The organism is Nonomuraea phyllanthi (assembly GCF_006334985.2).
GTDB lineage: Bacteria > Actinomycetota > Actinomycetes > Streptosporangiales > Streptosporangiaceae > Nonomuraea > Nonomuraea phyllanthi.
Window position 1 is genome coordinate 431,365 of sequence record NZ_VDLX02000003.1, and the last position, 25,857, is coordinate 457,221.

A 25,857-nucleotide genomic window follows, 5' to 3' on the forward strand; every position below is an offset into this window, starting at 1 on the left:
TAAACCGCTGTGGAACGTGCCGCAGCGCGCTCTCGGCCCGCTCTCAGCGGGCTCTCAGCTAAGCGGGACGCCGGCGCGCCGGAGCGGATCTCAGCGCTTGCGGCCGACGCCCGCGTACATCCAGGCCGGCGAGTCGGGGAACAGCGGCGTGTCGTGCCACTCCGACACCGCCACCAGCCCCGGCTCCACCAGGTCGAACCCGTCGAAGTAGCGGGCGATCTGCTCGCCCGTCCTCGGCGTCCTGTGCATCGCCTGGCGGCTGGTGGCCGCGAGATAGGCGTCCGTGGTCTCCTTGGGGGCGAGGTCCAGCGTCAGGTGGCTGAGCACGAGGTAGCTGCCCGGGGCCAGGGCGTCGGCGTACGCCTTCACCAGCCCGGCGGGGTCGTCCTCGTCGGCGATGTGCATGAGGATCGCCACCATCACGAGCCCGATCGGCTGGGTGAAGTCGAGCGTGGCGCGCACGTCCGGGTGGTCGAGGACGGCGCCCGGCTCGCGCGCGTCGGCCTCGATGTAGGCGGTCCTGCCCTCCGGCGTGCTCGTCAGCAGCGCCCTGGCGTGCGTCATCACGATGGGGTCGTTGTCGACGTAGACCACCCGGGCGTCCGGCGCCTCCGCCTGCGCGACCTCGTGCGTGTTGCCCTGGGTCGGGATGCCCGTGCCGAGGTCGAGGAACTGGCGGATGCCGAGCCGCGTGAGATGGCGCACCGCCCGGCCGAGGAAGGCCCGGTTGTTCCTCGCGCTCTCGCGCACGCTCGGGACCGCCGCCAGGGTCTGCTCGGCCACCCGGCGGTCCGCCTCGAAGTTGTCCTTGCCGCCCAGCCAGTAGTCGTAGACGCGGGCCGAGTGGGGGATGTTGGGGTTGATGCCGTGGGGTGCGGTCACGTTCACGATCTTATGGCATCGCCTCCGGCCGGGCACGTGCTCCCGAAGGCCCCGAACGGGACCTCCGGGAGATCGAGGACGGACCGGTCAGGTGCCGGTGACGACGTCGAGGCGCCACGCGCTCAGCACCCCGGCCGTGGCGTGCGAGGGGGCGAGGTCGCTCACCCGCAGCGTCCACCCGCCGCCGGCCGGCTGCCCCACCAGCGGCGTCACCGCCGACGGCGGCTCGGTCGCGTACTCCAGCAGCTTCGAGGTGTCCAGCGCCGCGCGGTGCGACAGGACGATGCGCCGCCCGGTCGGCGAGTGCAGCACGATCCGCAGGTCCTCGGGGTGGCTGTGGTCGAGGTCGATGAGGACCTTCAGCGCTCGTACGGTGCCCTCGGCCTCGATCGTGATCGTGTCGGCCACGCCGTGCGGGTCGCTGTCGGGGATGCGCAGCGCCGGGCGCGACACGGAGCCGAACGTGGCGCCGTTCACCCCGGCGGGGCCCGCCCTGAAGCGGACGGTCCCGCCCGGGTCGCTGATCCCCGACAGGGTCAGCCCCGACTCGGCCCCGCTCCACAGGAGGCTGGCCGGCACGGTCGAGTGCGAGAGCGCGGTGCCGTCCACCCGGCCGTACAGGTCGCGGCTGTCGCCCGCGTTCAGGTTGTTCTCCAGGTCGAGATGGCCGTCGGCCTGCAACAGCGCGATCTGGTAGTGGTGCAGCGGCGTGCCGTCCTGCAGCTCGTTGGAGCCGCGCGTGTCGCAGTGGTAGACGGCCAGGCCGGCGGCCGGCAGGTGCAGGTCGAAGCCGAGCTTGGAGCGGTTCTCCACGAGGAAGTACTCCTCGTCCGCGCCGGTCGAGTAGCGGAACACCCTGCGGTAGTCGCCGTGCCCGGCCTCGAACACGCCGCCCCGGTTGAGGTCCACCTTCTCGGTGCACCAGCCGGCCAGGTCGCGCAGGTACGCGCACACGGGCGCGGGCGTCCTGCCGCCGTCGAGGTGGTTGCCGGCGCTCATCAGGCAGTACATGCCGAGCCCCGAGCTGGCGAAGTCGTCGCCGTCGCGGCGGCCGTAGTCGTACAGGTCGGGGAAGCGGCACAGGAGGTGGCCCGCCTCGTGGCAGAACGTGCCGATCGTGAGCTGGTCCGGGCCCTCGCCCATGCTCGTCACCATGTAGAAGTGGGTGCGCATGGCGCCGAACTCCAGCTCGACGACGCTGTTGTGCGGCCACAGGATGCTGTCCTTGACGTACTGCGTCCGGCCGGCGTACATGACGATCAGGGCGTCCACGACCTGCTGGCCGAGCGAGTCGTAGCGGGTGAGGTCGACGCCGGAGTCGACGGCCGCGCGCAGTGCCTCGGGCACCAGCACGTCGTGGTTGTCGGGGTTGGCGTAGAAGGTGATGTCGTGGCTCATCCGGAACGGGCCCACGACGTCGTTGGTGAAGTCCAGCAGGCCGCCCGACACGGTGCGGTAGTACTCGTTGACCGAGCAGGCGTTGCCGTTCTCGTGGTAGCCGGGGGCGTTGAGCAGCGCGTCCACCTGCGGCCGGGTGACCGTGGTGGCCTGGTCGGGGAAGTCGACCAGGATCGTCAGGCCGCGCACGGCGCCGGCGCTGAGCCTGCGGCCCTCCAGCAGCCCGCCCTTCGGGCCGAACGTCAGCTCCGAGTCCCGCGCCGCCTCGGCCGAGAGCGTGCCGGGCCGGCGCCGCCGGTGCGCCCGCGCCATGGCCGGGCCCGGCTCGCGCAGGTGGCGCGGCACGCCGGCGGGCGGCTCGTGGGAGTCGACCCGCAGGCCGGTGGACCGGAACCGCCCGTCCTTCAGGTCGGCGTAGCAGTAGGCGCCGGCGGAAGGGTCGTAGACGGCGGTGTGGCCGTCGGGGGTCTCGTAGCGGGCGTAGTGCTCGTCGCCGTACACGACGAGCCGCACCTGCTCGCCGTCCTCCTGGGTGAAGGTCAGTGTCTCTCCGAATATGGCGCTCATCCGAGGCCTCCCATGTCCGGTGGGGAGATTCCCCCCGATCGTCACGGACCGCCGGGCGCGCCGCCTGAGTACCCCGCTACTCAACCCTTTTCCGCCGTGGGTGAAGTGGTTATGCCGTGGGCGATGCGGGGCTGCCGCCGGTCGCGGCGCGGGGCATGGTGAACGAAGACGTACGGCCTGGAGGAAGGGTGGTGGCACGGGTGATGGCGGTGACGGAGGTCCCGGGGGCGGGGGAGTGGCTGGGTGCGGAGCTGCGCGACGGCGATGCGTGGAAGGTCCGGCTGACGGAGGCGCACCGGCGAGAGGTCCTCGCCGCCGTCCACGAGATCAACCGGACGGGCGGCGCGGGCAGCGAGACCGGTCAGGGCGCGCTCGAAATGTCGCCGGAGAGCTTCCCGCTGCCGGCCCTCGCCCCGATCCTGCACCGGGTCCGCGACGAGCTCATGGACGGCCGCGGCTTCGTCCTGATCCAGGGAGTGCCGGTCGAGGAGCTGACCGAGCGGCAGTGCGAGGCGGCGGCGCTCGGCCTCGCCTGCCACGTCGGCGGCATCGTCCCGCAGGGCGCCGAGCGGGCGCCGCTGATGCACGTGCGCGACACGGGCGCCGACCCGTCGCGGTCACGCACGAAGAGCTTCCAGCACAGCGCCCGCCTCGGCTACCACAGCGACCCCACCGACGTGGTGGGGCTCCTCTGCCTGCGCCCGGCCAGATCCGGCGGGCTCAGCTCCGTCGTCAGCTCCGTGGCCGTGCACAACGAGCTCGTCCGCACCCGCCCCGACCTGGCCGAGCTCCTCTACCAGCCGTGGTGGCACGACCGGCGCACCGGCGACGGCCCCGACAGCTTCTTCACCAAGCCGATCTGCACCCGCCGCCCCGACGGAGGCATCTCCATCGCGTACGGCCCCGACTACCTGCGCTCGGCCCAGCGCGGCGCCGGCGTCCCGCCCTTCACGCCCGCGCAGGAGGAGACCATGGCGCTCCTCGACGACCTGACCAACGACCCCCGCTTCGCCCTCACCATGGACCTGCGACCGGGCGACCTGCAACTCCTCAACAACCACGTGACCCTGCACAGCCGCACCGCCTACGACGACCACCCCGAGCCGCACCGCCGCCGCCACCTGCTCCGCCTCTGGATCACCATGGCTCGAGCAGGTGTCAGCGCCGTGTGCTGTCGAGCTCAGCAGGGTCGAACCTGACCGGGAACGGCTCCGTCAGGTTCGCGACGGTGCCGGCCTTGTATGCGGTCGGCGGGTCATAGCGGTCGCCGTTGAGTTCGTAGGCGTAGAGCGCCGGACCTTCTCCCAGCTCAATTCGCCAATAAGCGGGAATGCCCGCCAATGCGTATGCCGAGGCTTTGAGAGTCCTGTCCTTCACCTGGGTGCTCGGGCTGACCACCTCTATCGCGAGCAGGAGCTCGTCCGGGGCGAACATGAGGTGATCGGTATGCATCGACTCCTCGGTGGCGACGACGAAGTCAGGGATGTAGAAGTCCTTGTCCGTAATTCGCAGATTGACGGTAGACAGGAGCACCAGCCCGGGCGGCGCAGCTTTGTCGAGTATGCGCTGGAGCTGGTAGATGACAAGTTGGTGCAGCTTGGTGGGGGCAGGACTCACCAGTAGGCTCCCGTTGCAGAGCTCGTAGCGGTTCCCGTCGTCCGGGAGCTTGAGGAGGTCGTCGACTGTGTACGGTGGCGCGGGCAGGACAATCGTGCGCCTCGCCGGTTCGATCGTCGCCATCAGGGTCACCCACCAAGTATCGGGAATCTCGCCCTCGCTCACATGCTACTTGCCCGATTTCCGTCACCTGAAGTGACGGAGCCACCACGGCTCCTGGTTGAAAGTTTCAGTTCGGCAAGGCGTGGACTGGAAAGCCCTTTCCGCTGCTCATCCGGGTCGGCGCCGTGACGCTCGACGCCCGCCCGGCGCATTGACAGGACCCGTTATTTGTGCGGACTCGGCCCGTCAGATACCGTCGCGACGCGGAGCGCTCTCATCACCGGACCCCCCGACCGGAAACACGGAGATCGCACTATGCCCCACGTCAAAACCCGTCCCTGGACGCGGCGCGTCCTGGCCCTGCTGCTGGGCACGGCGATGCTCATCACCGTCCCCCTGGCCGGCTCCGCGTCGGCGCACGGCTCGGTCGTCGACCCCGCCTCCCGCAACTACGGCTGCTGGCTGCGCTGGGGAAGCGACTTCCAGAACCCGGCCATGCAGCAGCAGGACCCCATGTGCTGGCAGGCGTGGCAGGACAACCCCAACGCCATGTGGAACTGGAACGGCCTCTACCGCGACAACGTCGGCGGCAACCACCAGGCCGCCATCCCTGACGGCCAGCTGTGCAGCGCCGGGCAGACCCAGGGCGGCCGCTACCGCTCCATGGACACCCCCGGCCAGTGGAAGATGACGAACCTCGGCTCCACGTTCGACATCAACCTGACCGACCAGGCCCGGCACGGCGCCGACTACATCCTGGTGTACATCACGCGCCAGGGCTACGACGCGGTCACCAGCCCGCTGAGGTGGAGCGACCTGGAGCTCGTCCGCGAGACGCCCCGGTACGCGCCCAACGGCACGTACATGATCAACGACGTCAACCGGGGCTCGCGGACGGGGCGCCACGTGGTCTACACGATCTGGAAGGCGTCGCACATGGACCAGACGTACTACTTCTGCAGCGACGTCAACTTCGTCTGAGCCCTGTACGCCCGGGGCGCGCGCGCACGAGTCCCGCCACCTCCCCCGCCCGGCCGCCGATGACAGGCGGCCGGGCGCCGTGCCGGGAGGCGCGGCGCGGTCTACGAGTGCGCTCCGGCCGGGGCGGCGACCGAGGTGGCGCCGACACCAGCGCGTCCAGCGCGCTGACCGTGATGGTCACGAACGTGCGGCTGACCGACGTCGAGCTGCTCCAGGTCGGCCGGCCTGGGACACCGTCCTGCGCGCGGCGGGGTAGCCCGGTGCACGTCTTCCCCGGCCCGCGCGGGTACGTCTCGCCCACCCCGTACGCCACCGACCCGGCCGTGCCGATCCGGGACTACGCGGCCGTGCACGTGACGGGCCCGGGTCGAGCTGATCGTGGACGCGATGGACGTCGTGGAGCGCACGGTCGAGGTGCTGGAGTCGCTCCGCTCGCCGTCCTGGGAGCCGACCCCCCGCGTCGCGCGGGAGGTTCGCCGCCCTGTTGCCGGGGGTAGTGGCCTTTCGGGTGCACGTGCATACCGAGAAGAGCATGTTCAAGCTGAGCCAGGACATCGACGCCGAGCGGTACGCGCGCGTCCGCGCCTCGTTCACGGCCGACAACCCAGGGCTCGCCGACCTGATGGATGGTTCATGACTTTCCCCACCTTCACGTCCACGCAGATCGACCCCCGCGCCCGTGGCAAGGAGCTCGGCACGCTCCGCCGCCGGGCGATCCTCGCCAACCTCACCGGCTACTCCGACCTGTTCGCCGTCGCGGGCGCCACCCCGGCGCAGGTGCGGGCGTGGGGGGAACGAGCGCTCGAACGCAGCGCGGATTGGGCGCCGCACCTGGCGGAGGAGATCGCAGGGATCGCGGCGGGCGCCGGCCTGGAGCCCTGGCAGGTCTCGGTGGTCAACGCGCGCACCGAGATCCTGGCCGCCATCGACGCGACCGGCGAGGGAGAGTGCTCCACCTCCGTAGTGCTGCCCGGCTCCGGGCGGCCGCCCCGCACGGTGCAGACGTGGGACTGGCACGACCACCTGCGCGACGCGCCCATGCTGTGGGAGCTGGAGCCGCGTCCGGGGCACGTCGTGCGCACGTTCACCGAGGCCGGGGCGCTGGCCAAGATCGGCGTCAACACGGCGGGGCTCGGCGTCCACTTCAACATCCTGCGCCACGACTCCGACAGCGCCGACATCGGCGTGCCGGTGCACCTGATCGCCCGCAGGATCCTCGACGACGCCGCCACGGTCGAGGAGGCCGCCGGCATCGCGCGCTCGGCCACGGTCTCGGCGTCCACCGTCATCACGGCGGTGACCGCGTCGGGGGCGGCGTCGATCGAAATCTCCCCGGCCGGCGTGTCCGTCATCCCGCAGGGGGAGGACGGCGTGCTCCAGCACTGCAACCACTTCCTCGACCCCGCGCTGGCGAAGGGCGAGCGGCACGCGACCGACCGGCCCAGCACGTACGCCAGGTTCCAGCACCTGCGTGCCCACACCGAGGCCCTGAGCAGCGACGACCACACCACGAGGGCGCTGGCCATGCTCAGCCACGGCCCCGACGACGCGCCCGTCTGCGCCCACCCCGACCAGACGCAGCCCATCAACCAGCGGTGGGAGACCGTCGCGACCATCGCGCTCGACCTGCCCGCCGCGCGGCTGCGGGTGCACCAGGGCGGGCCGTGCCAGGTCACCGAGGCGACCTGGCAGACGTTCTGACCTGGTGGAACGCGGAGATCCCGGTGAGCGCCTCGACTCAGCCGGGGCCGGGGCTTCGGCTCAGCCGGTGACGACGCGGCCGGCCTGGACGACGTGGCGCAGGCGGGCGGGGTCGGCGAGGACGCCGATGTCGGCCAGCGGGTCGCCGTCCAGCACCAGCAGGTCGGCGTGCGCCCCCACGGCCAGCGTGCCGAGCTCGCCCGCCATCCCCACCAGCTCCGCCGCCCCCACGGTGGCGGCCCGGAGCACGTCGATCGGCCGCTGCACCTCGGCCCGCAGCCGGAACTCGTGGTTCTGGTGCCGGTGCATCCCGCCGAGCAGGTCCGTCCCGTACGCCAGCCGCACCCCGCCCCGGGCGGCCCGCTCCAGCGCGACCAGGCCCGCTTCGAGCACCTCGTCCACCTTGCGCCAGCTCGCCGCGGGCAGCCCGAAGGCCAGGCCCTCCTCCTTGAGCGCCCAGTACGTCACCAGCGTCGGCACGAGGTACGCGTCGTGCCGCAGGAACAGCTCGACGCTCGTGTCGTCGATCAGGTTGCCGTGCTCGATGGAGCGCACGCCCGCCTCCAGCGCCCGGTTGACGGCCCTGGCCGTGTAGGCGTGCGCGGCGACGTACCGGTTGGCCGCGGTGGCCTCCTCGACGGCCGCGCGCAGCTCGTCCATCGAGTACTGGGTGGAGTCGATGCGGTCGGTGGGGGAGGCCACGCCGCCGGAGGCCATGAGCTTGATGTGGTGCGCGCCCTTGCGCAGCTCGTCGCGGGCGGCGGCGCGGATCGCGTCCACGCCGTCGACGACGCGGCCGACGCCCGCGCAGCACGGGTGGTCGTCGAGCAGGTGCTCGCCCCGGCCGCGGAAGTCGGCGTGCCCGCCGGTCTGGCTCAGCCCCTTGCCGCAGAACAGCAGTCGCGGCCCCCGGATCAGGCCCTCCGCCTGGGCGTCGGCCAGCCCGAAGTCGGCGCCGGAGGCGTCGCGGACCGTGGTGAAGCCCCGGTCGAGCATCTCGCTCATGATGCGGGCGCTGTGCGCGGCGACGTACGAGGGCGACATGGAGCGGAGCGAGCCGAGGTCCGCGCTGGAGGCGGTGACGTGCACGTGCGCGTCGATCAGGCCCGGCACCACGCGGGCGCCGGCGACGTCGATCACGCGCGTGTCGTCCGGCGCGCTCAGGCGCGGTCCCGCCTCGACGACGCGGCCGTCCTCGCAGCGCAGGTCGCCCTCGGCGTACTCGCCGCTCGCCACGTCGAGGACCAGGGCGTCACGCAGCAGCAGGCCGCTCACTCGCCACCTCCGCGAAGCGCCGGTACGGCGAGCGGGGCCAGCGACCGGGCCACCGCCACCGAGTCCTCGTCGTAGCTGCCCTCGGCGTCGAGGATGTTCAGCACGCCGAGCACCTCCTCTCCGTGAACCACGGGAACGTTGATGACCGACCCGCAGCCGAGGCTCTCGATCAGCTCGTGGTCGGCGAAGATCTCCCGCACGGCGGCCCGGTCCCTGCCGAGGTACGGCTCGCGCCCCTCGACGCACCGCGCCAGCCAGCCCTGGGCGACCTCCACGGTCTTCTCGCCGCCCACCGGGTACTGCTCGGGATGGCTGCTGTGGACGCGGCGCAGCGCGCGCCGTTCCGGCACCCAGGCCAGGACGGTGAACAGCCGCACTCCCACCTCCCGCCGCACCCGGTCCTCGAGCTCGGTCAGCACGGTCATCGGCTCGCCTCCTTGGCCGGTTCGGTCAGTTCCTCAAGTGATCGCCCGGCCGTGGCCAGGCCGAACGCGACCACGCACACCACCCCGGCCACCAGCACCGCCGTCGTCAGGCCGAACACGCCGCCGAAGCCGAGGCTCGCCGCCGACAGCCCGATGATCGTCGGAGCCAGGATGCTGCCGACCCGCCCGAACGCGCTCGACAGGCCCGTCCCGGTGGCGCGGATCCAGGTGGGGAAGACCTCGGGGGTGTACGAGTAGACGCCCGCGTACGTGCCGTTCAGGAAGAACGACAGCACCGCGCCCGCGAGCGTGATCGTCACGGGGGTGTCCATCTGCGACAGCCAGAACGCGCTGACCGCCGAGCCCGACAGGTAGATCGCGATGGTGTTCTTGCGGTCGAGCCGCTCCGACAGCCAGGCGGCCGAGAAGTAGCCGGGGATCTGCGCCAGGTAGATGATGATGGAGAACTCGAAGCTCTTGGTCACCGTGATGCCGCGCTGCACGAGCAGGGTGGGGATCCACGAGAAGAAGCCGTAGTACGAGAACGTGATCACGAACCACACCAGCCACGTGACCGCCGTGCGCCGGGCCATGACCGGGCTCCACAGGAAGCGCAGCGCGCTGAACAGGTTGACCTTGGCGGAGCTCGCGGCGGGCTCGACGGCCTGCTCGGGCACCGGCGGGAGCGGCAGGCCCGTGGCCCGCTCGACCTTGCGCTCCAGGCCGGCGACCACCGCCTCGGCCTCGTCCACGCGGCCTTGCTGCAGCAGGAAGCGCGGCGACTCGGGCAGCGAGCGCCGCCACCACAGGAGCAGCACGATCGGCAGCGCGGTGACCACCTGCGCGATCCGCCAGCCGCCGTCCATGGTCGGAACCACGAACCGCCCGATCAGCGCCGCCGCCACGAACCCGAACGAGAAGAAGCCGGCCAGCGCCCCGATGAACCACCCGCGCCGGTTGGCCGGCACGAACTCCGACAGGAACGGCGCGATGATCGCGCTCTCGGCGCCCGCGCCCGCCCCGGCCAGCACCCTGGCCGCCAGGAACACCTCGTAGTTCGGGGCCATCGCGGCGATCACGGAGAAGACGGCGTAGAAGGCGAGCGCGTACATCATCACGTTCTTGCGGCCGATGCGGTCGCCGAGCAGGCCCGCGACGGTCGCGCCGAACAGGAAGCCGAACGGGGTCGCGGAACCGATGAAACCCAGCTGGCCGTTGGACAGGTTCCAGGCGTCCTGCGCGCTCGGGAGCAGGAACGCGACCACGGCCGAGTCCATGCCGTCGAAGGTGTAGCCGAGGCCGCCGATGAGGAGGAGTACGTAGTGGGGGCGGCTCAGCGGGAGCCGGTCCAGACGGGCCAACAAGGTCATCAAGAACACCTTTCCCCAGGTCGTGGCCCTTCAAGTCAATTGCGAAGCAACATATAGTGCGAAATATCCGAAATGCAATAGCCTTTGCAGGACGGCGGGAGGACACTTGGAGCGTGAGCCGTGACAGAGCGTGCTACGGACGACTTCGAGGCATGGCTGCGCGCCCGCCTGCCGGCGCGCGGGCTGCGCGGCAAGTCGGCGGCCGTGGTCGAGGTGCTGCTCTCCCAGCCGCGCCGGGCGTCGTTCGGCTCCGCGGGGGAGCTGGCCCAGCTCGCCGGCGCCAACGTCGCCACGGTGACGCGCACGGCGCAGGCGCTCGGATTCGCCGGGTGGCCGGCGCTCCAGCAGGAGCTGCGCGCCCGCTACCTGTCCTCGCTCAGCGCCGGGCAGGTCGCCGCCGAGCACCGGGGCACCGGCACGCCCAGCTCCCGCTCGCTCCGCCGCGACCTGGACAGCCTCGCGCTGCTCAACCGGCGCCTGGACGAGGGTGTGCTGCTGACGATCGCCGAGGCCATCGCCGCCGCCCGCCGTACGGTGATCGTCGCCGACGGCAGCTACGCGGCCGTCGGGCTCGCCCTCGCCCACAACGCGCGCCTGGCCGGCTACCCCGTCACCGCCGTGACCCACGGCGACGCGGAGCTCGCCAACTCGGTGGCCGCCATCGGGCCGGGCGACGTGCTCGTGGCGATCAGCTTCTGGCGGCTGTACGAGAGCACGGTCCTCGCCGCCAACCTGGCCCGCTCGCGCGGGGTGCGGGTGTTCGCCCTGACGGACGCGGCCAGCCCCGCGCTGGCCGACGCGGCGGAGGAGGTGGTGATCGTGCCGGCGGAGGGCGAGGCGTTCTTCCCGTCGCTGACGGCCGGCATGGCGGTCGCCCAGGCCCTCGTCACCCAGCTCGCCGCCGTGGACCCGGTGCGTACGGGCGCCTCGATCGAGGCGGCGGAGGCCATGTGGACCCGCTTCGGCCTCCTGCACCGCCGGCCCGCCGCTCCTCAGACGTGAGCGCTCATTCGCGCCGCGGCACCACCGGGCCGCCTCCGGACTCCAGGTACGGCAGGCCCCTGCCCTGGCCGCCGTCCGTGGTGAACCGGCTCGGCCGTCTCGGACGGGCCGGAGCCCTGCGAGGGGGCCGTCATCGCGGCGTTCGCAGGCGGCCCCGGACTGGGCCTGTCGTCGGCCTTGTCCGCCTGCATGAGCACGACCGACGGCCCGTGGTCACAGCCAGCTGGCGCGGACGCTGTCAGCTCCTTCAGCGTCGCCCGGCACGGTGGCGAGGGTGCCGGAGCGGACGTCGCCGAGCAGGCGGCTCACCGTGTCGACGATCTCCGGGGCGCGCTCCCGCAGGCCCGCCACGTCGGCCGGGCTGACCTCGTCGCGGGAGACCCCGGCCGCGTCGAGGACGCCTTCGAGGTCGGCCAGCCGCTCGCCGAGCCACTTCAGCGGCTCGCCGGACAGCTCCTTGTCGAAGACCCGCCGCCCCGGCTCCCACCCGTGCAGCGAGGGGTGGTGGTGGGTGCGGTCGAAGCTGCCCGGCGTGCCGGTGACCGACTCCAGCAGGTCGACCCGCCACAGCGGCCGATCGACCGTGATGGGGCGGGCCGAGTAGATCGAGCCCTTCAGCTCGCCGGGCTCCAGCCTGCGCAGTTCGAGGCGCACGCCCCGCTCGGCTCCCTCCTGGCCGGCCTCCGGGTTCGGGTCGACGAAGTAGATGTCGCTCACGGCCACGCCGATCCGCTCGAAACCGAAGAGGTAGAGCACCGGGAACCACTTCCTTCGTGTCAGGGTTCGGGAGAGTTCGGGGTGAACGTACCCATCTCAGGCCCTGACCGACCGTGCCGGGCCGCCGTCGCCGCCCGTCCGGTACGGGACCCGCGCCGCCCGGCCGCCCCGGCCCAGCAGCAGCGTGCCCAGCCACATGAGCGCCAGGCCCACGGCGGCCAGGGCGGCCTCCGCGCCGGTGCCGAACACCCCGACGGCCAGAGCCTTCTCCGCGCCCGTGCCGAGCATCCCGGCGATCAGGGCCGTCGCCGCGCCGGCGCCGAACATCGCGGCGGCCAGCACCACCATGCCTAGGGCCGTCACCGCCACGCTCACGACCGTGACCCGCCCCAGCGCGGCCAGGACGACGGCCAGCGCGACCAGGGCGCCGAAGAACGCCTGCGCCGGGATCCCGTACACGACCGCCTCGAATCCCGCGCCCGGCCCGCCGGCCAAGCCCGCGCCCGGCGCGAAGGCGAAATCGGCGCCGGCCGCGACCGGCTCGCCCGCGAACCCGGCGTAGAGGCCGATCCCCAGGCGGGCGACGGTGGCGGCCAGGCCCAGCAGCGCGACCCCCGCCGCCGCCTCCACGGCCACCCGCCGCCATCCCCTCACCGGCCCCGCCAGGCGGCGCAGGCCCACCGTCATGACGCCGAACATGAGGTACCCGGCCAGGCAGGCCACGTACGTGGCGGTCCACCAGGGGCCGCCCACGACGTCGGCGCCGGTGGGGCGCATCAGGAGCCAGCCGGCCAGCAGGGCGGCCGGCGCGGCGGTGAAGGAGAGCTGCGTGAGGCGGTTCATGCGGCCACGATGCCCTCTCGGGCGCAGGCGGCCCATCGGTGATCGTCCCTGAGTTTCCCCTGATCCGTCCCGGTGCGAGGGGCTGCCGGCCCGGGCGCGCCGTCAGGAGAAGTACCGCAGCCAGACGTACGCCCACGCCATCAGGATGCTCAGCGCGGTCACCACGATGCCGTACCGGGTGAACTGCCAGAACGAGATCCGGTGGCCGGTGCGGGCGGCGATGCCGAGCGCCACCACGTTGGCGCTGGCCGCCACCGCCGTGCCGTTCCCGCCGAAGTCCGCGCCCAGCGCGAACGCCCACCACAACGCCTGCCCCACCCCGGGGTCCGGGGCCGCGGCCACGACGCCCTCCACGATGGGGGCGGTCGTGGCGACGTACGGGATGTTGTCGAAGAAGGCGCCCAGCACCCCCGAGCCGAAGAGCAGCGCGGTGGCCGCGAGGAAGTAGTCGTCGCCCAGCGCGCCCAGGGCCCACGTGCCGGCGGCGGCGATGACCCCGGTGTGCACCAGGCCCGCGACCATGACGAACAGCCCCATGAAGAACACCAGCGTGGGCCACTCGACCTCGCGCAGCACCTCCGGGACGTCCGCCCGCGAGACCAGCAGCATGACCCCGGCCCCCACCAGGGCCACGATCGACGGCTCGACGTGCGCCACGGCGTGCAGCCCGAACCCGGCGACGACCCCGCCGAGCACCACCAGGCAGCGGACGAGCAGCCGGGGGTCGGTGATGGCCCGCCGCTCGTCCAGCGACATCACCTCGGCGGCGCGCGCCGCGTCGTAGTGGAACGAGCGGCGGAACAGCACCCGGGTGAACAGGACGAACGCCACGAAAATGACCACCACGATCGGCGCCATATGGACCACGAAGTCGTTGAACGTCAGCCCCGCACGGCTGCCGATGATGATGTTGGGCGGGTCGCCGATCAGCGTCGCGGCGCCGCCGATGTTGGAGGCGAGGACCTCCGCGATGAGGTACGGCTGGGCGGGCACGCGCAGCCGGTCGCACACCATCACGGTGACCGGCGCGACCAGCATGATCGTGGTGACGTTGTCGAGGAAGGGCGAGGCGACCGCGGTGATCACCATGAGCATGACCATCAGCCGGTACGGCCTGCCGCGCGACCGCTTGGCGGCCCAGATCGCGAGGTAGTCGAAGACCCCCGTCTGCTTGACGATCCCCACGATGATCATCATGCCGAGCAGCAGGAAGATGACGTTCCAGTCGATGCCCTCGTGCTCGGAGAAGAACACGCCGGCGCCGGGGACCAGGCCGAGGACCGCCATGAGCCCGGCGGCCACGAGCACCACCTTGACCTTGTCGGCCTTCTCGGTGGCGATGAAGAAGAACGCGACCAGGAAGATCGCGAGGGCGACGGCAGCGCTCATCCGTCACGCCCCGGCGGCCCCGGCGGGGCGGCGGGGCATGAGGGTACGGAAAAGGGTGTGCGAGACACGACGACCTCCGGAGTCGGATCGGAATTCGGCTGGCGAGCCGCCGCTCCGTGACGATCGCCTCGTCGCGCGCGCCGCGCCGGGCCGTTCCTCGTACGGGCGGCGGCTCCGGCCCAGTCTCCTCACCCGGCCGTGAACGGCACCATCGGGTCCAGCACCCATATGGGGAGGGACGGAACATGTACCGGCATCGCGCAGGATGGGGGTCGGGCCGCATGGACAGCGGCACCCGGCGACGAAGAGGCTGGTGAAATGAGCGACGGGGCGATGGCGATGGCGAGGAGGAGGCCGCGGACGCCGGCACAGGGGCTGTTCCGGCGGCTGTTCCTGATCAACGGGCTGGTGTTCACGGCGGGCATGGCCGTGCTGGCCGTCGCCCCCGTCACGGTGTCCGCGCCGGTCCTCCTCACCGAGCTGCCGGTGCTGGTGGTGGGCCTGGCGCTGATGCTCGCCGCCAACGCGATCCTGCTGCGCCGCAGCCTGGCGCCGCTCAACGCGCTGACCACGCTCATGCAGCGGGTGGACCTGCTGCGCACCGGCGACCGGCTCACCGACAGCGGCAACAGCGACCTCACCCATGTGATCGCCACGTTCAACGCGATGCTCGACCGCCTCGAAGCCGAGCGGAGCGAGAGCAGCGCCCACGCCCTGGCCGCCCAGGAGGGGGAGCGTCAGCGCATCGCCCGGGAGCTGCACGACGAGATCGGCCAGAGCCTGACCGTGGTGCTGCTGGGCCTGAAGCGGGTGGTCGACCGCGCCCCGGCCGCACTCAAGGAGGAGCTGCACGGGGTGCAGGAGACCGTACGCGCCAGCCTCGACGAGGTCCGGCAGGTCGCCCGCCGGCTGCGGCCCGGCGTGCTGGAGGATCTCGGGCTGCACGCCGCGCTGAATGCCCTGAGCAGCGACGTCTCCCAGTCGAGCGGGATCCACGTGGCCCGCTCGCTCCAGCACGACCTGCCCGAGCTGGGCGCGGAGGTGGAGCTGGTGCTCTACCGGATCGCGCAGGAGAGCCTCACCAACATCGCCCGGCACGCCCGCGCGACCCGGGCCGAGCTGTCGCTGGCGGCCGAGGGCGGGCGGATGACGCTGCGCATCGCCGACGACGGCCGGGGCGGGGCGCGCCAGGACGGGGCCGGGATCCGGGGGATGCGCGAGCGCGCCCTGCTCATCGGCGCCCGCCTCACGGTCGACTCGCCGGCCGGCGCGGGCACCCGTGTCCACCTGACGATCCCCCCGCCGACCGGCCCCCCGCCGACCGGCCGCGCGTCAACCGGCCGCGCGTCCACGGAAGGGGGACGGGACCGGTGAGCCCCGCCAAGACCCGGATCCTGCTGGCCGACGACCACGCGCTGGTCCGCCGGGGGCTGCGGCTGATCCTCGACGCCGAGCCCGACCTGGAGGTGGTCGCCGAGGCGGCCGACGGCGCCGAGGCCGTCGCGGCCGCCTCCGAGGACACCGTGGACCTGGCCATCCTGGACATCGCGATGCCGCGCATGACCGGCCTCCAGGCGGCCCGCGAGATCTCCCGCCGCGCGCCCGGCATCCGCATCCTGATCCTGTCCATGTACGACAACGAGCAGTACTTCTTCGAGTCGCTGAAGGTCGGCGCCTCCGGGTACGTGCTCAAGTCGGTCGCCGACCAGGACCTGCTGGAGGCGTGCCGGGCCACCATGCGCGGCGAGCCGTTCCTCTACCCCGGCGCGGTCACCGCGCTGATCCGCGACTACCTGCAGCGCTCGCGCGAGGGCGAGCGCATGCCCGAGAGCATCCTCACGCCCCGGGAGGAGGAGATCGTCAAGCTGATCGCGGAGGGCAACTCGGCCAAGGAGATCGCGGAGACGCTCGTCATCAGCGTGAAGACGGTGGACCGGCACCGGGCGAACATCCTGCAGAAGCTCGGCATGCGCGACCGGCTCGACCTGACCCGCTACGCCATCCGCGCCGGCCTCGTGGAACCGTGATCCTCAGCTGGGGGCCTCGGCGCGCTCACCGTTGATCCACACGTTGCGCAGGACGAGGTCCTTCACGTCGCGCACGACGTCCTCCTCGGTCATCTCCTGGAACACGCTGTCCGTCACCCGCACCCCCCTGATGGGGTTGTCGGGGTTGCCGATCAGGTTGAACGCCCGGGGCGCGCGGCCGGCCCGCAGGCGCCGGATGTCGATGTCGCCCACGTCGGGGAAGTACGGTCCCGTGTCCTTGTTCTCGTAGTTCAGCGCCACCTCGATCACCGCGTCGGCCGCCTGCCCGACCTCGATGTCCCTGAAGTAGATGTCCTTGACGTAGCCGCCGCGATCGGGGTTGGTCTTGATGCGGACCGCGCGCTCCAGGCGGGCGCTGCTCATCTCGCAGTTCCAGGCGAAGACCCAGCGCACGCCGCCGGTGGTCTCGCTGCCGATGGTCACGCCGCCGTTGCCGTCCCGCATGACGCAGGAGTCGACGAGCACGTTCTCGGAGGGCGCGTCGACGCGGCGGCCGTCGGCGTTCTTGCCCGCCTTGATCGCCACGCAGTCGTCGCCGGTGTTGAACTCGCAGCGTTCGATGAGCACGTCCACGCACGACTCGGGGTCGCAGCCGTCGTTGTTGGGGCCGTTCGGGCTGTCGACGGTGACCTCGCGGATGGTCACGTTGGTGCACAGGACCGGGTGGATGTTCCACATGGGGGAGTCCTTGACCGTGACGCCCTCGATGAGCACGTTGCGGCACCGGTAGAGCTGGATCAGGTTGGGCCGCAGGTGGTGGCCGTCGCCGAACACCCGCTCGGCCACCGGCACCCCCTCCTCGGCCATGGCCGCGAGCAGGGTCTTGTCGGGCTTCTCAGTGGGCGGCGGGTCGCCCGACCAGTCCCACCAGTGCGTGGCGTCGGCCTGCCCGTCGAGCGTGCCGCTGCCGGTGATGGCGACGTTCGTCCGCTCGTAGGCGTAGACGAACGGCGAGTAGTTCATCAGCTCGATGCCCTCGTACCTGGTGTACACGACGGGCAGGTAGTCGGCCGGGTCGCGGCTGAACCTGATCGTCGCGCCCTCCTCCAGGTGCAGCTCGACGTTGTCGGCCAGGTGGATCGCGCCGGTGAGGTACGTGCCCGCGGGCACGAGCACGCGCCCGCCACCCGCCGCGGCGCACGCCTCGACGGCCTGCCTGAAGGCGTCGGTGCACATCGTGGTGCCGTCGCCGACGGCCCCGTGGCCGGTGACGGGGAAGGTGCGGCGCGGGAATCGGGGCGGCCTGATGCGCCGCCTGATCCGCGGCACCCTGGCCCACGGCGAGGCGCCGGGGCCGAGCGCGGCGCCGGCCGTGGCGCCGGTCGTGGCGCTGCCTGTGGTGCCGGCCGTGGCCGCGTCCGCGCGGCCGGCCAGCTGGGGCGCCAGCACCGCGCCCGCGGCCGTGCCGGCCGCCGCCGCGAGGAATCTCCTGCGGGTCCGGTCCATCGTGTTTCTCCTATCGAGGGGGCTGTCCGTGAGCCATGGAGATGCCGCGCCGCTCGACCAGGGTGTGCTCGCCGACCTGGTACGGCTCGACCCGGCGTACCGCCGTGTAGAAGTGGTGGGGGCGCCCGTCGCGCGAGACGAGCGCGGGCTTGTGCGCGTAGGTGTCGTCGGCGGAGCCGGGCGGCCCCACGTCGATGAGGATCTCGCCGCTCTTGTGCCAGGTGCGCAGGTCACGGGAGACGGCGTAGCTCTCGCGGGCGTGCCCGTCGAAGGAGAGCCCGAAGTAGAACATCACCCACCAGTCGCCGTCGCGCAGCACGCACGGGTCGGAGGCGAACCGCTCGTCGAACTCCCCCTCGCCGCCGTGCGGCACGACGGGCCCCGGCTCCGGGCGCTCCCAGCGTTCGAGGTCGGGGGAGACCGCATAGCCGATCTGCTCGCGCCAGCCGTCGTAGGTGCGGTTCTTGGCGTTGTAGAAGCAGTAGTAGAGGCCGTCGTGGCGCATCAGCCACGACTTGTACAGGCCGCCCCGCTCCCACGCGCCGCCGTCCTGCGGGCGCAGCACCGACCCGACGTCCTCCCAGGTACGCAGGTCGTCGCTGGCGCAGAACCCGATGATCGCCGCGCCCATCTCCATGCCGGGCTCCGGATAGGCGTGGTACGTGCCGACCGCCCGCCCGTCCAGCCACGTCACCTGGCCCGCCGAGCCGAGCCGGTTGTCGCGCACGATCGAGGTGAGCGCCGCGTTGTAGCCCCGGTACGGGTGGCCGGGGTCGCGCGGCAGGATCACCTCGCCGGGGCTCCACGTCACGAGGTCGGCCGAGCGGCTGAGCGCGGTCTGGTAGCCGGTCCCGTCGAAGCCGACGTACGTCATGAGGTACTCGCCGCCGTCGGAGCAGACGAACGGGCAGTCCACGAAGAGGCTGTCGAACCGGCCCGGCTCCCGCGACGGCCCCACCAGCAGCCGCCCGGCCTTGTACGGCGTGCGGATCCGCGCCGGATCGTACCCGCCGGTCATCGCCCCGCCCGGAACGCCCACTGCCCGGCGGGCACCTCGTACGCGCGGGTCCCCAGCCGGACCGCCCCCTCGGGCACCGCGTGCCGGTCGAGCCCCAGGTCAGGCCCCAGATTCGGCAGGCGCACCTCGGCCGACGAGCCCGGAGGAACCGCCACGTCCAGCGCGTACTCCCCGTCGCCGCGCGTCCAGGACACCGCGACCTTCCCGTACGGCGTCTCGGTGCTCGCCCGCACCGACTCCAGGTCGCCCGGCGCGGCCGGCTCGATCAGTAGCCTGCGGAAGCCGTTCGAGCCCGGCGCCTGCCCGATGCCGGCCAGGCCGCGGTAGAACCAGGACTCGATCGCGCCGAGCATGTAGTGGTTCTGCGACAGCCCTCGCGTCGGCCCGTCCCACGCCTCGGTGAGCGCGGTGGCGCCGTGGCGTACCTGGTAGCCGTAGCTGGGATGCAAGGTCGAGGTGGCGAACCGCCACAGCGCGTCGTGCCGGCCCGCGCGGCCGAGCACCCGGAACAGCGCGGGCAGCGCGATCTCGCCGACCGTGATGCCGCCGCCCGCCACCTCCTCGGCGATCCGGTCCAGCGCGGTCTCGTCGGTGGCGACGCCCATGTCGAGCGCGAGGATCTGCGACGCCTGGCTGCCGCTCTCCGGGAACGTCCCGGCGAACGCGGCGGTGATCTGGTCGCACAGCGCGCGGTAGCGCTTGGCGTCGTCGTCGCGGCCGAGCACGCCGGCCACGCGGGCCATCGTGTGCGCCGCCCGCCAGTAGCCCCAGGTCGACACCAGCGGCACGGGCGTGGAGGGGTCGAGGCCGATCCAGTCGCCCAGCCCGTGGCTCAGGATGCCGCCGTCGGCCTTGCCGGTGAGGTAGTCGACGTAGCGGCGCATCGCGTCGTAGTGGGTCTCCATCGCCGACCGGTCGCCGTACCAGCGGTAGAGCTGCCACGGGATGCGGACGATCGCGCCGCCCCAGTTGGGGTCGTCCCTGAACGGCGCGTCGAACACGAGGAACTCGGGCGCGATGTCCGGCACCAGCCCGTCGTCCGTCTGCGCCTCGGCGATGGTGACCAGCAGCTCGCGGTAGTAGGCGGCGACGTCGTAGTTGTAGGCCACGATGTCGAACAGCAGGTGGGTCTGCTCCAGCCAGCCCAGCTTCTCCCGGTGCGGGCAGTCGGTGAGCACGCTGTACATGTTGCCGCGCACGGCCCGGTCGATGATCGTGTGGATGTCGTTGACCAGGCCGTCCGAGGTCTCGAACGAGCCGGTGGGCGGGTTGTCGGCGCGCAGCACCAGCGCCGTCACGGCCTCCGCGCCGACGTGCTCGGGCAGGCCCTGCACCTCGACGTAGCGGAAGCCGTCGTAGCGGAAGCGCGGGTGCCAGGTCTGCGGCCCGTCCTTGGTCACGTACGTGTTGAAGATGGGCGCGCCGGTCGTGGGCTTCGACTGCACCACCCGGCCGTACGCGTCGAGCTGGTCGCCGGGCACCAGACGCAGGTAACGCCCGGCCGGCAGGTCGAGGCTCAGTTCCGCCCACCCGGCGACCACCGTGCCGACGTCGAAGACCGGCGTGCCGTCGGTGGCGACCAGCTTGGCGGTCGCGGGCAGGCGCTCGGTGACCCTGATGGGCGGGCAGGCGCGAGAGCGCAGCACGTCGGGCGCGTCCGGCCGGACGGCGACGGGCCGCCACCCGGCGGGGGCGCGGCGGGCGTCGTGGTCCTCGCCGCCGTACCAGTGCGAGCGCACGGTCGGGCCCTCGGCGGCCCGCCAGTCCGCGCCCGTGACGAACCGGTCGTCCGTGCCGTCGGCGTAGCCCACCTCCAGCTGCGCGATCGCCATGGGGGCGCGCTTGGAGCCGAAGAACTTCATGTAGCGGTCCTGGTGCGGGAACACGTGCGCGATGCCGGGGCCGAGCTCGACGGCGAGCGTGTTCGCGCCGTCCCGCAGCAGGCCCGTCACGTCGTGCGTGGCGTACACGACCCGGCGGGTGAAGTCGGTGTACGGCGGCTCCAGCACGGCGTCGGTGACCGGCGCGCCGTTCACCGTCGCGACGTACACGCCGAGCCCCGCGACGTGCAGCCGGGCGCGGGCGACCGGCTTGGCCAGGGTGAACTCGCCCTGGAGGAGCGGCAGCGGCCGGCCCTCGCCGGCGCGCGGATCGCCCTCGTCGTACCAGTCGGGGTGGGTGATCCAGGCGGCCGTCCAGTCGTCCGGGGCCAGCAGGCCGAGCTCGAAGCGGGCGTCCTCGCTCCAGCCCGACCACGTGCCGTCCGCGTCGCGGACCCGCACCCGCCAGGTCGCGGCCGTGCGGCTGGTCAGCGGCCGCCCGGCGTACGCCACGCGCTGGTCGGCCGACTCCACCTCGCCGGAGTCCCACAGCCCCGGCTCCACCCGCACGTGGTAGGCGGTCTGTGCCCCGGTGCCGGTCAGCTGCCAGCTCAGTGTCGGGCGGGTGATCTCGATGCCGAGGGGGTCGGTCAGGTCGCACGTTCGCAGGTTCGTCACCATGGCATGGGCTCCAGGTCAGGTGATTTTGATCATGTACGCGGCCTTGGTGGGCGGGTCGGGAGGCAGGTCGGCGCGGAGCGCGTCGGCGTCCAGCCGCCAGGTGAGCGGGCCGTGGCCGAGGAGCTCGACCCTGGCCGGGCGGCGCTTCAGCAGGCCCGCGCCGGTGCCCAGGCTCGTGATGACGGCGGTGCGGTCCTCCGGCCAGGCCAGCAGCGTGGCGTACACCGTGTCGCCCCGGCAGGTGAAGCGGACGTCGCCCGGCTGGTAGGCGCGGTCGGCCTCGTTGTAGCCCTCGTAGCCCTTGGTCTCGCCCAGGCCCGTCGTGCCCTCGGCGGCGCGCAGCCAGGGCGTCGTGCCGTACACGCCCTCGCCGCACACGCGCAGCCACTCGCCCACCTCTCCCAGCAGCGCGCGGGCCCGGTCGTCGACGGTGCCGTCGGCGCGCTGGGGGACGTTGAGCAGCAGGCAGCCGTTCTTGCTGACCACGTCGATCAGCGTGTGCAGGACCTGCTGGGACGTCTTGCGCTGGTGGAACATGGGGTTGTCGTCGGAGCAGTCGAACCACTCGCCGTCGCTGGTGTCGAACTGCCACGGGTGGGCCTGCGCGGCGTCGAGCTGGCGGCGCTCGCAGTCGAGCACGACGGCCGTGCGGTCGGCGTCGGGCACCTCCTTGAGGGTCACCAGGCCGCCGGTCGGGCACGTGTTGTAGTAGTGGGCGAGCAGGTCGAGGCCGCCCGTGCTGATCGGTTCCGACTCGACCACGCTGCCCGCGCCGAACGGCAGCCGGCCGTCGTCCAGATAGACCAGGTCGGGGCGGTAGCGGTCGAGCGCCTCGCGGACGCGGGCGTAGAACCGGTCGGCGACCTCGGGCGGGGGCTTGGCGCCCGGCTCGTGCCTGGGCGGGTAGAGCTCGGCCGGGTCGAGGCCCTCCCACCAGGTGCCCGTGCCGTCGCTCCTGGTCAGCACGCCGTCGTGCGGCCGGCCCGTGTCCTGGTCGGTGCCGTGCGCGACGTCGAGCCAGCGCCACGTCCAGTTGTTGTGGAAGCTGAGCCCGAACGGCAGCCCGGCCGCGCGGGCCGCGCGCTCCCACGCGCCGACGATGTCGCGCTCCGGGCCGAGGCGGGCGGCGTTCCAGCCGTGCAGGCTCGAGTCCCACAGGTCGAAGTTGTCGCAGTGGGTGGCCAGGGCGACGAAGTAGCGGGCGCCGCTGCTGACGTACAGGTCGATCAGCTCGCCGGGATCGAAGCGCTTGGCGCGCCAGCGGGGGAAGAGGTCCTTCGCGCCGCCCTGGCCGAAGTAGGCGCGGTGGTGGGCCTGCTGGCGCCCGGCCCGGGTGCGCTCCCAGGGCTCGGACCAGGGCTGCATGCCGTAGAGGTGGCGCGCGTACCAGTCGCCCGAGCGGGCCACGGACTGCGGGCCCCAGTGCGACCAGATGCCGAACTTGGCCTCCCCGAACCACGCGGGCACGCGATGACGGCGCAACGACTCCCAGTCCGGCAGAAACCCGTTCAATGGCCGCACCTACCTTATTGAAACGTTTTACCTATGATATATTTATTCAGCCTCTGTTGTCAATGCATTCACCGCTTCCGGCCGCAGGGATGGCCAGGGTGGATCACGCCGTATAGGGTTAAAACGTTTTGTCTCGGAGGGGAACTTTCGGATGGTCGATTTCCACGAGGACCCCGGGCCGGGCACCGGGCGGCGGGCCGCGCGGGCGGACTTCCTCTCCGACGCGCCGCGCCTGTCGCTCAACGGCCGGTGGCGGTTCCGGCTCTCCGCCACCGCCCAGGGCACCGGTCCCGGCCTGCCCGACCCGGAGCTCGACGACTCCGGCTGGGACACGATCCGGGTGCCGTCGCACTGGGTGCTGGAGGGCCACGACCGCCCCCTCTACACCAACACCGCCTACCCGTTCCCCATCGACCCGCCGCGCCTGCCCGACGACAACCCCACCGGCGACTACCGCCTGCGCTTCGACCTTCCCGACGACTGGCCCCAAGGTTGGGCAGGTGGCCGGACCGTGCTGCGGTTCCAGGGGGTCGACTCCTGCGGCACGGTGTGGCTGAACGGCACCCTGCTCGGCCACTCCAAGGGCAGCAGGCTGCCGTTCGAGTTCGACGTCACCGAGGCGGTCAGGCCGCGCGGCAACCTGCTCGCCGTACGCGTGCAGCGCTGGTCGTCCGGCAGCTACCTCGAAGACCAGGACATGTGGTGGCTGCCGGGCGTCTTCCGCGACGTGGAGCTGCTGTCGCGGCCCGCCGGCGGCATCGACGACTTCACCGTGAGCGCCTCCTACGACGCCTCCGACGGCTCCGGCGCCCTCCTCGTCACCGCCGACGCCCCCGGCCTGGTCGAGGTCCCCGCGCTGGGCGTCGCCGTCCCGACGGGCGATCGGGCCGCCGTCCCGCACGTCCAGCCGTGGAGCGCGGAGCGTCCGCGCCTCTACCGCGGCACCCTGACCGCCGCCGGCGAGACGATCGAGCTGGCGATCGGCTTCAGGAGCGTCGAGATCGCCGGCGGGCGGCTGCTCGTCAACGGCGCGCCCGTGCTGTTCCGCGGCGTCAACCGGCACGAGCACCACCCCGAGCGCGGGCGCGCGCTCGACCGCGACACCATGATCCGCGACATCGAGCTGATGAAGCGGCACAACGTCAACGCCGTCCGAACCGCCCACTACCCGCCGCACCCGGAGTTCCTGCGACTCTGCGACGAGTACGGCCTGTGGGTGGTGGACGAATGCGACATCGAGACACACGGGTTCATCTACGCCGGCTGGGAGGGCAACCCGCCCGCCGAGCCGATGTGGCGCGAGGCCCTGCTCGACCGCACCCGGCGCATGGTCGAGCGCGACAAGAACCACCCCAGCGTCGTCATCTGGTCACTGGGCAACGAGAGCGGCAGCGGGGCGGCGTTCGGCGACATCGAACGGTGGATCCGCGAGCGCGACCCGAGCAGGCCGCTCCACTACGAGCGCGACCCGAGCTACCGCCACTCCGACTTCTACAGCCTGATGTACCCGTCGCTGGACGACCTGGAGCGCATCGGGCAGCGCAAGGAGGAGCCGCCGGAGGGGGTGGCGGCCGAGTCGCCCGACGACGTGCGCCGTCGCGGCCTGCCGTTCCTGCTGTGCGAGTACGCGCACGCCATGGGCAACGGGCCCGGCTCGCTGGCCGACTATCAGGCGATCCTGGAGTCGTACGAGCGGTTCTGCGGGGCGTTCGTGTGGGAGTGGATCGACCACGGGCTGGCCGGGCCGGGCGGGACCTTCCTGCACGGCGGGGACATCGACTACGAGCCCAACGGCGGCCGGTACTGCCTCGACGGGCTGCTCTTCCCCGACCGCACGCCCTCGCCGGGGCTGGCCGAGCTGCGCAAGGCCATCGAGCCCGTCGGCATCACGGTGGAGGCGGGGGAGGTGGCCGTCACGAACAAGTACGACACCGTCGATCTCGGGCACCTGGAGTTCCGGTGGCGAGTGGAGGTTGACGGGATCCCTGCCGGTCATGGCGGGACGCTGGCCGTGCCCCCGTGCGGGCCCAGGGAAACGGCACGGGTGCCGATGCCCGAGGCCGAGGTCGCGAGCGAGGGCGAGACGTGGATCACGATCGAGGCCGTGCTCGCCACCGCCACCCGCTGGGCTCCCGCCGGACACGTCATCGCCTTCACCCAGACCCGCCTCGGCACCACCCCCCACCACCGCCCCCCGCTGCCCGCCACCTCGACCGGGCGCCCACGAGCCCTTGACGGGCTGCGGCTGGGGGAGGCCGTGTTCGACGCGCGGACCGGGCGGCTGGTCCGGCTGGGCGGCGTCGAGCTGACCGGCCCGGTGCTCGACGTGTGGCGCGCCCCCACCGAGAACGACCGGGGCCAGGGCCCCAGGAACGCGCTGGCCGCCGACTGGGAGGCCGTCGGTCTCGACCGTTTCCTGCACAGGACCGGCGACGTCGAGCGCCCCGACGACCGCACGCTCGTCGTCCACGGCAGGAGCGGCCCGGCCACCCGCACCCTCGGCTTCCGCACCACCTACACCTGGCAGCGGCGGGACGGCGCGCTGCACCTGCGGATCGACGCCGAGCCCGTCGGCGACTGGCACGACACCGCGTACGGCCATCTCACGGTGAGTCCGCCGCGCATGGGTGCCAGGTTCTCGCTGCCCGGCGGTTACACCGACGTCGAGTGGTTCGGCCTCGGCCCCGGCGAGTCGTACGCCGACAGCCGGGCCGCCGCCCGCGTCGGCCGGTTCGCGCTGCCGATCGACGCGCTGCAGACCCCGTACGTCGTCCCGCAGGAGAACGGCAACCACGTCGAGACCCGCTGGCTGGAGCTGCGTGGCCCGGGGCTGCCGGCCCTGCGCGTGGACGGCGAGCCGCACCTGGACTTCACCGCCCGACGGTGGACGAGCGAGGCGCTCCAGGCCGGGCAGCTGCTCGACTCCGGCCGCGTCTGGCTGAACCTCGACCACGGCCAGCAGGGAGTCGGCAGCGCCTCCTGCGGCCCCGCCCTGCCCGAGCGCTACCGGGTGCCGGTCCGGCGGCACTCCTGGTCGATGACGCTGAGCGCCTGAGAGAAAGG

Annotated in this window: 21 protein-coding genes; 8 read left to right on the plus strand and 13 right to left on the minus strand. The window is 72.4% G+C overall.

What is annotated here, in order from left to right; genetic code table 11:
- Positions 1-90: 90 nt before the first annotated feature.
- Positions 91-882, minus strand: coding sequence for an SAM-dependent methyltransferase (locus FH608_RS10855; RefSeq protein WP_139630282.1), 792 nt, complete (start codon positions 880-882; stop codon positions 91-93).
- 87 nt (positions 883-969) lie between these two features.
- Positions 970-2,847, minus strand: coding sequence for a M6 family metalloprotease domain-containing protein (locus FH608_RS10860; protein WP_139630283.1), 1,878 nt, complete (start codon positions 2,845-2,847; stop codon positions 970-972).
- Positions 2,848-3,038: 191 nt separating this feature from the next.
- Between FH608_RS10860 and FH608_RS10865 the strand changes: the two genes are divergently transcribed.
- The gene (locus tag FH608_RS10865; protein WP_139630284.1) at positions 3,039-4,046 is read left to right on the plus strand and encodes a TauD/TfdA family dioxygenase; all 1,008 of its coding nucleotides are present in this window, start codon (positions 3,039-3,041) and stop codon (positions 4,044-4,046) included.
- Here the strand turns inward: FH608_RS10865 and FH608_RS10870 are convergent.
- Positions 4,006-4,587: a Uma2 family endonuclease gene (locus FH608_RS10870; protein ID WP_226899319.1), complete on the minus strand. Its 582-nt coding sequence runs from the start codon at positions 4,585-4,587 to the stop codon at positions 4,006-4,008. The genes FH608_RS10865 and FH608_RS10870 overlap by 41 nt on opposite strands.
- 294 nt (positions 4,588-4,881) lie before the next feature.
- On the opposite strand from FH608_RS10870, the gene FH608_RS10875 reads away from it, so the two are divergent.
- The 3 genes from FH608_RS10875 (at position 4,882) to FH608_RS10880 (ending at position 7,248) form a co-directional block, all read left to right on the plus strand.
- A complete protein-coding gene (locus FH608_RS10875) occupies positions 4,882-5,547 on the plus strand; it encodes a lytic polysaccharide monooxygenase auxiliary activity family 9 protein (protein ID WP_139630286.1) in 666 nt (221 codons plus the stop codon).
- Between the two features lie 173 nt (positions 5,548-5,720).
- Positions 5,721-6,044, plus strand: coding sequence for an FMN-binding negative transcriptional regulator (locus FH608_RS54315; RefSeq protein ID WP_394367670.1), 324 nt, complete (start codon positions 5,721-5,723; stop codon positions 6,042-6,044).
- A 136-nt stretch (positions 6,045-6,180) separates the two neighbouring features.
- Entirely contained in the window at positions 6,181-7,248 is a 1,068-nt protein-coding gene (locus tag FH608_RS10880) for a C45 family autoproteolytic acyltransferase/hydolase (RefSeq protein WP_139630287.1), read from the plus strand.
- Positions 7,249-7,308: 60 nt separating this feature from the next.
- Here the strand turns inward: FH608_RS10880 and FH608_RS10885 are convergent, their stop codons facing one another.
- Genes FH608_RS10885 through FH608_RS10895 form a run of 3 tightly spaced genes read right to left on the minus strand, consistent with a single transcriptional unit; the run spans position 7,309 to position 10,318 of the window.
- On the minus strand, positions 7,309-8,523 hold the full coding sequence (locus FH608_RS10885; protein ID WP_139630288.1) for a metal-dependent hydrolase family protein: 1,215 nt from the start codon (positions 8,521-8,523) through the stop codon (positions 7,309-7,311).
- Positions 8,520-8,948, minus strand: coding sequence for a GAF domain-containing protein (locus FH608_RS10890; RefSeq protein ID WP_139630289.1), 429 nt, complete (start codon positions 8,946-8,948; stop codon positions 8,520-8,522). The genes FH608_RS10885 and FH608_RS10890 overlap by 4 nt, the downstream gene beginning before the upstream one ends.
- Positions 8,945-10,318 (minus strand): MFS transporter, encoded by a 1,374-nt coding sequence (locus tag FH608_RS10895; protein ID WP_139630290.1) that lies wholly within the window; start codon positions 10,316-10,318, stop codon positions 8,945-8,947. The genes FH608_RS10890 and FH608_RS10895 overlap by 4 nt, the downstream gene beginning before the upstream one ends.
- 120 nt (positions 10,319-10,438) lie before the next feature.
- Here FH608_RS10895 and FH608_RS10900 point away from each other — a divergent pair, with 120 nt between their 5' ends.
- Positions 10,439-11,320, plus strand: coding sequence for a MurR/RpiR family transcriptional regulator (locus tag FH608_RS10900; protein ID WP_139630291.1), 882 nt, complete (start codon positions 10,439-10,441; stop codon positions 11,318-11,320).
- A 213-nt stretch (positions 11,321-11,533) separates the two neighbouring features.
- Here the strand turns inward: FH608_RS10900 and FH608_RS10905 are convergent, their stop codons facing one another.
- From FH608_RS10905 to FH608_RS10915, 3 genes are all read right to left on the minus strand, one after another.
- Positions 11,534-12,076, minus strand: a complete 543-nt coding sequence (locus FH608_RS10905; protein ID WP_139630292.1) for a hypothetical protein — start codon at positions 12,074-12,076, stop codon at positions 11,534-11,536.
- A gap of 57 nt (positions 12,077-12,133) precedes the next feature.
- Complete coding sequence (locus FH608_RS10910) at positions 12,134-12,880, minus strand: hypothetical protein (protein ID WP_139630293.1); 747 nt, start codon at positions 12,878-12,880, stop codon at positions 12,134-12,136.
- A gap of 102 nt (positions 12,881-12,982) precedes the next feature.
- Positions 12,983-14,269 (minus strand): ArsB/NhaD family transporter, encoded by a 1,287-nt coding sequence (locus FH608_RS10915; protein ID WP_139630294.1) that lies wholly within the window; start codon positions 14,267-14,269, stop codon positions 12,983-12,985.
- 318 nt (positions 14,270-14,587) lie between these two features.
- Between FH608_RS10915 and FH608_RS10920 the strand changes: the two genes are divergently transcribed.
- Positions 14,588-15,643 carry a sensor histidine kinase gene (locus tag FH608_RS10920; protein WP_139630295.1) on the plus strand — a complete coding sequence of 352 codons (1,056 nt, stop codon included), beginning with the start codon at positions 14,588-14,590 and terminating at the stop codon, positions 15,641-15,643.
- Positions 15,640-16,296 carry a response regulator gene (locus tag FH608_RS10925; protein ID WP_139630296.1) on the plus strand — a complete coding sequence of 219 codons (657 nt, stop codon included), beginning with the start codon at positions 15,640-15,642 and terminating at the stop codon, positions 16,294-16,296. Before FH608_RS10920 ends, FH608_RS10925 begins: the two co-directional genes overlap by 4 nt.
- Before the next feature lie 3 nt (positions 16,297-16,299).
- Here the strand turns inward: FH608_RS10925 and FH608_RS10930 are convergent, their stop codons facing one another.
- Genes FH608_RS10930 through FH608_RS10945 form a run of 4 tightly spaced genes read right to left on the minus strand, consistent with a single transcriptional unit; the run spans position 16,300 to position 22,794 of the window.
- Positions 16,300-17,763, minus strand: a complete 1,464-nt coding sequence (locus tag FH608_RS10930; RefSeq protein WP_139630297.1) for a glycoside hydrolase family 28 protein — start codon at positions 17,761-17,763, stop codon at positions 16,300-16,302.
- Positions 17,764-17,773: 10 nt separating this feature from the next.
- Positions 17,774-18,781, minus strand: coding sequence for a glycoside hydrolase family protein (locus FH608_RS10935; protein ID WP_193318344.1), 1,008 nt, complete (start codon positions 18,779-18,781; stop codon positions 17,774-17,776).
- Complete coding sequence (locus tag FH608_RS10940; protein ID WP_139630299.1) at positions 18,778-21,282, minus strand: family 78 glycoside hydrolase catalytic domain; 2,505 nt, start codon at positions 21,280-21,282, stop codon at positions 18,778-18,780. Before FH608_RS10940 ends, FH608_RS10935 begins: the two co-directional genes overlap by 4 nt.
- Before the next feature lie 15 nt (positions 21,283-21,297).
- A complete protein-coding gene (locus tag FH608_RS10945; RefSeq protein WP_193318345.1) occupies positions 21,298-22,794 on the minus strand; it encodes an alpha-L-fucosidase in 1,497 nt (498 codons plus the stop codon).
- A gap of 151 nt (positions 22,795-22,945) precedes the next feature.
- Between FH608_RS10945 and FH608_RS10950 the strand changes: the two genes are divergently transcribed.
- Positions 22,946-25,849: a glycoside hydrolase family 2 TIM barrel-domain containing protein gene (locus FH608_RS10950; protein WP_139630301.1), complete on the plus strand. Its 2,904-nt coding sequence runs from the start codon at positions 22,946-22,948 to the stop codon at positions 25,847-25,849.
- The last annotated feature ends 8 nt before the right edge of the window (positions 25,850-25,857 follow it).

What these genes read in the sequence shown, in the direction of transcription:
- FH608_RS10860 (WP_139630283.1), bottom strand. Translation starts at nt 2,847, where the DNA reads ATGAGCGCCATATTCGGAGAGACACTGACCTTCACCCAGGAGGACGGC.
- FH608_RS10870 (WP_226899319.1), bottom strand. Translation starts at nt 4,587, where the DNA reads ATGGCGACGATCGAACCGGCGAGGCGCACGATTGTCCTGCCCGCGCCA.
- FH608_RS10875 (WP_139630286.1), top strand. Translation starts at nt 4,882, where the DNA reads ATGCCCCACGTCAAAACCCGTCCCTGGACGCGGCGCGTCCTGGCCCTG.
- FH608_RS54315 (WP_394367670.1), top strand. Translation starts at nt 5,721, where the DNA reads ATGGTCACGAACGTGCGGCTGACCGACGTCGAGCTGCTCCAGGTCGGC.
- FH608_RS10880 (WP_139630287.1), top strand. Translation starts at nt 6,181, where the DNA reads ATGACTTTCCCCACCTTCACGTCCACGCAGATCGACCCCCGCGCCCGT.
- FH608_RS10890 (WP_139630289.1), bottom strand. Translation starts at nt 8,948, where the DNA reads ATGACCGTGCTGACCGAGCTCGAGGACCGGGTGCGGCGGGAGGTGGGA.
- FH608_RS10895 (WP_139630290.1), bottom strand. Translation starts at nt 10,318, where the DNA reads ATGACCTTGTTGGCCCGTCTGGACCGGCTCCCGCTGAGCCGCCCCCAC.
- FH608_RS10910 (WP_139630293.1), bottom strand. Translation starts at nt 12,880, where the DNA reads ATGAACCGCCTCACGCAGCTCTCCTTCACCGCCGCGCCGGCCGCCCTG.
- FH608_RS10915 (WP_139630294.1), bottom strand. Translation starts at nt 14,269, where the DNA reads ATGAGCGCTGCCGTCGCCCTCGCGATCTTCCTGGTCGCGTTCTTCTTC.
- FH608_RS10920 (WP_139630295.1), top strand. Translation starts at nt 14,588, where the DNA reads ATGAGCGACGGGGCGATGGCGATGGCGAGGAGGAGGCCGCGGACGCCG.
- FH608_RS10930 (WP_139630297.1), bottom strand. Translation starts at nt 17,763, where the DNA reads ATGGACCGGACCCGCAGGAGATTCCTCGCGGCGGCGGCCGGCACGGCC.
- FH608_RS10935 (WP_193318344.1), bottom strand. Translation starts at nt 18,781, where the DNA reads ATGACCGGCGGGTACGATCCGGCGCGGATCCGCACGCCGTACAAGGCC.
- FH608_RS10940 (WP_139630299.1), bottom strand. Translation starts at nt 21,282, where the DNA reads ATGGTGACGAACCTGCGAACGTGCGACCTGACCGACCCCCTCGGCATC.
- FH608_RS10950 (WP_139630301.1), top strand. Translation starts at nt 22,946, where the DNA reads ATGGTCGATTTCCACGAGGACCCCGGGCCGGGCACCGGGCGGCGGGCC.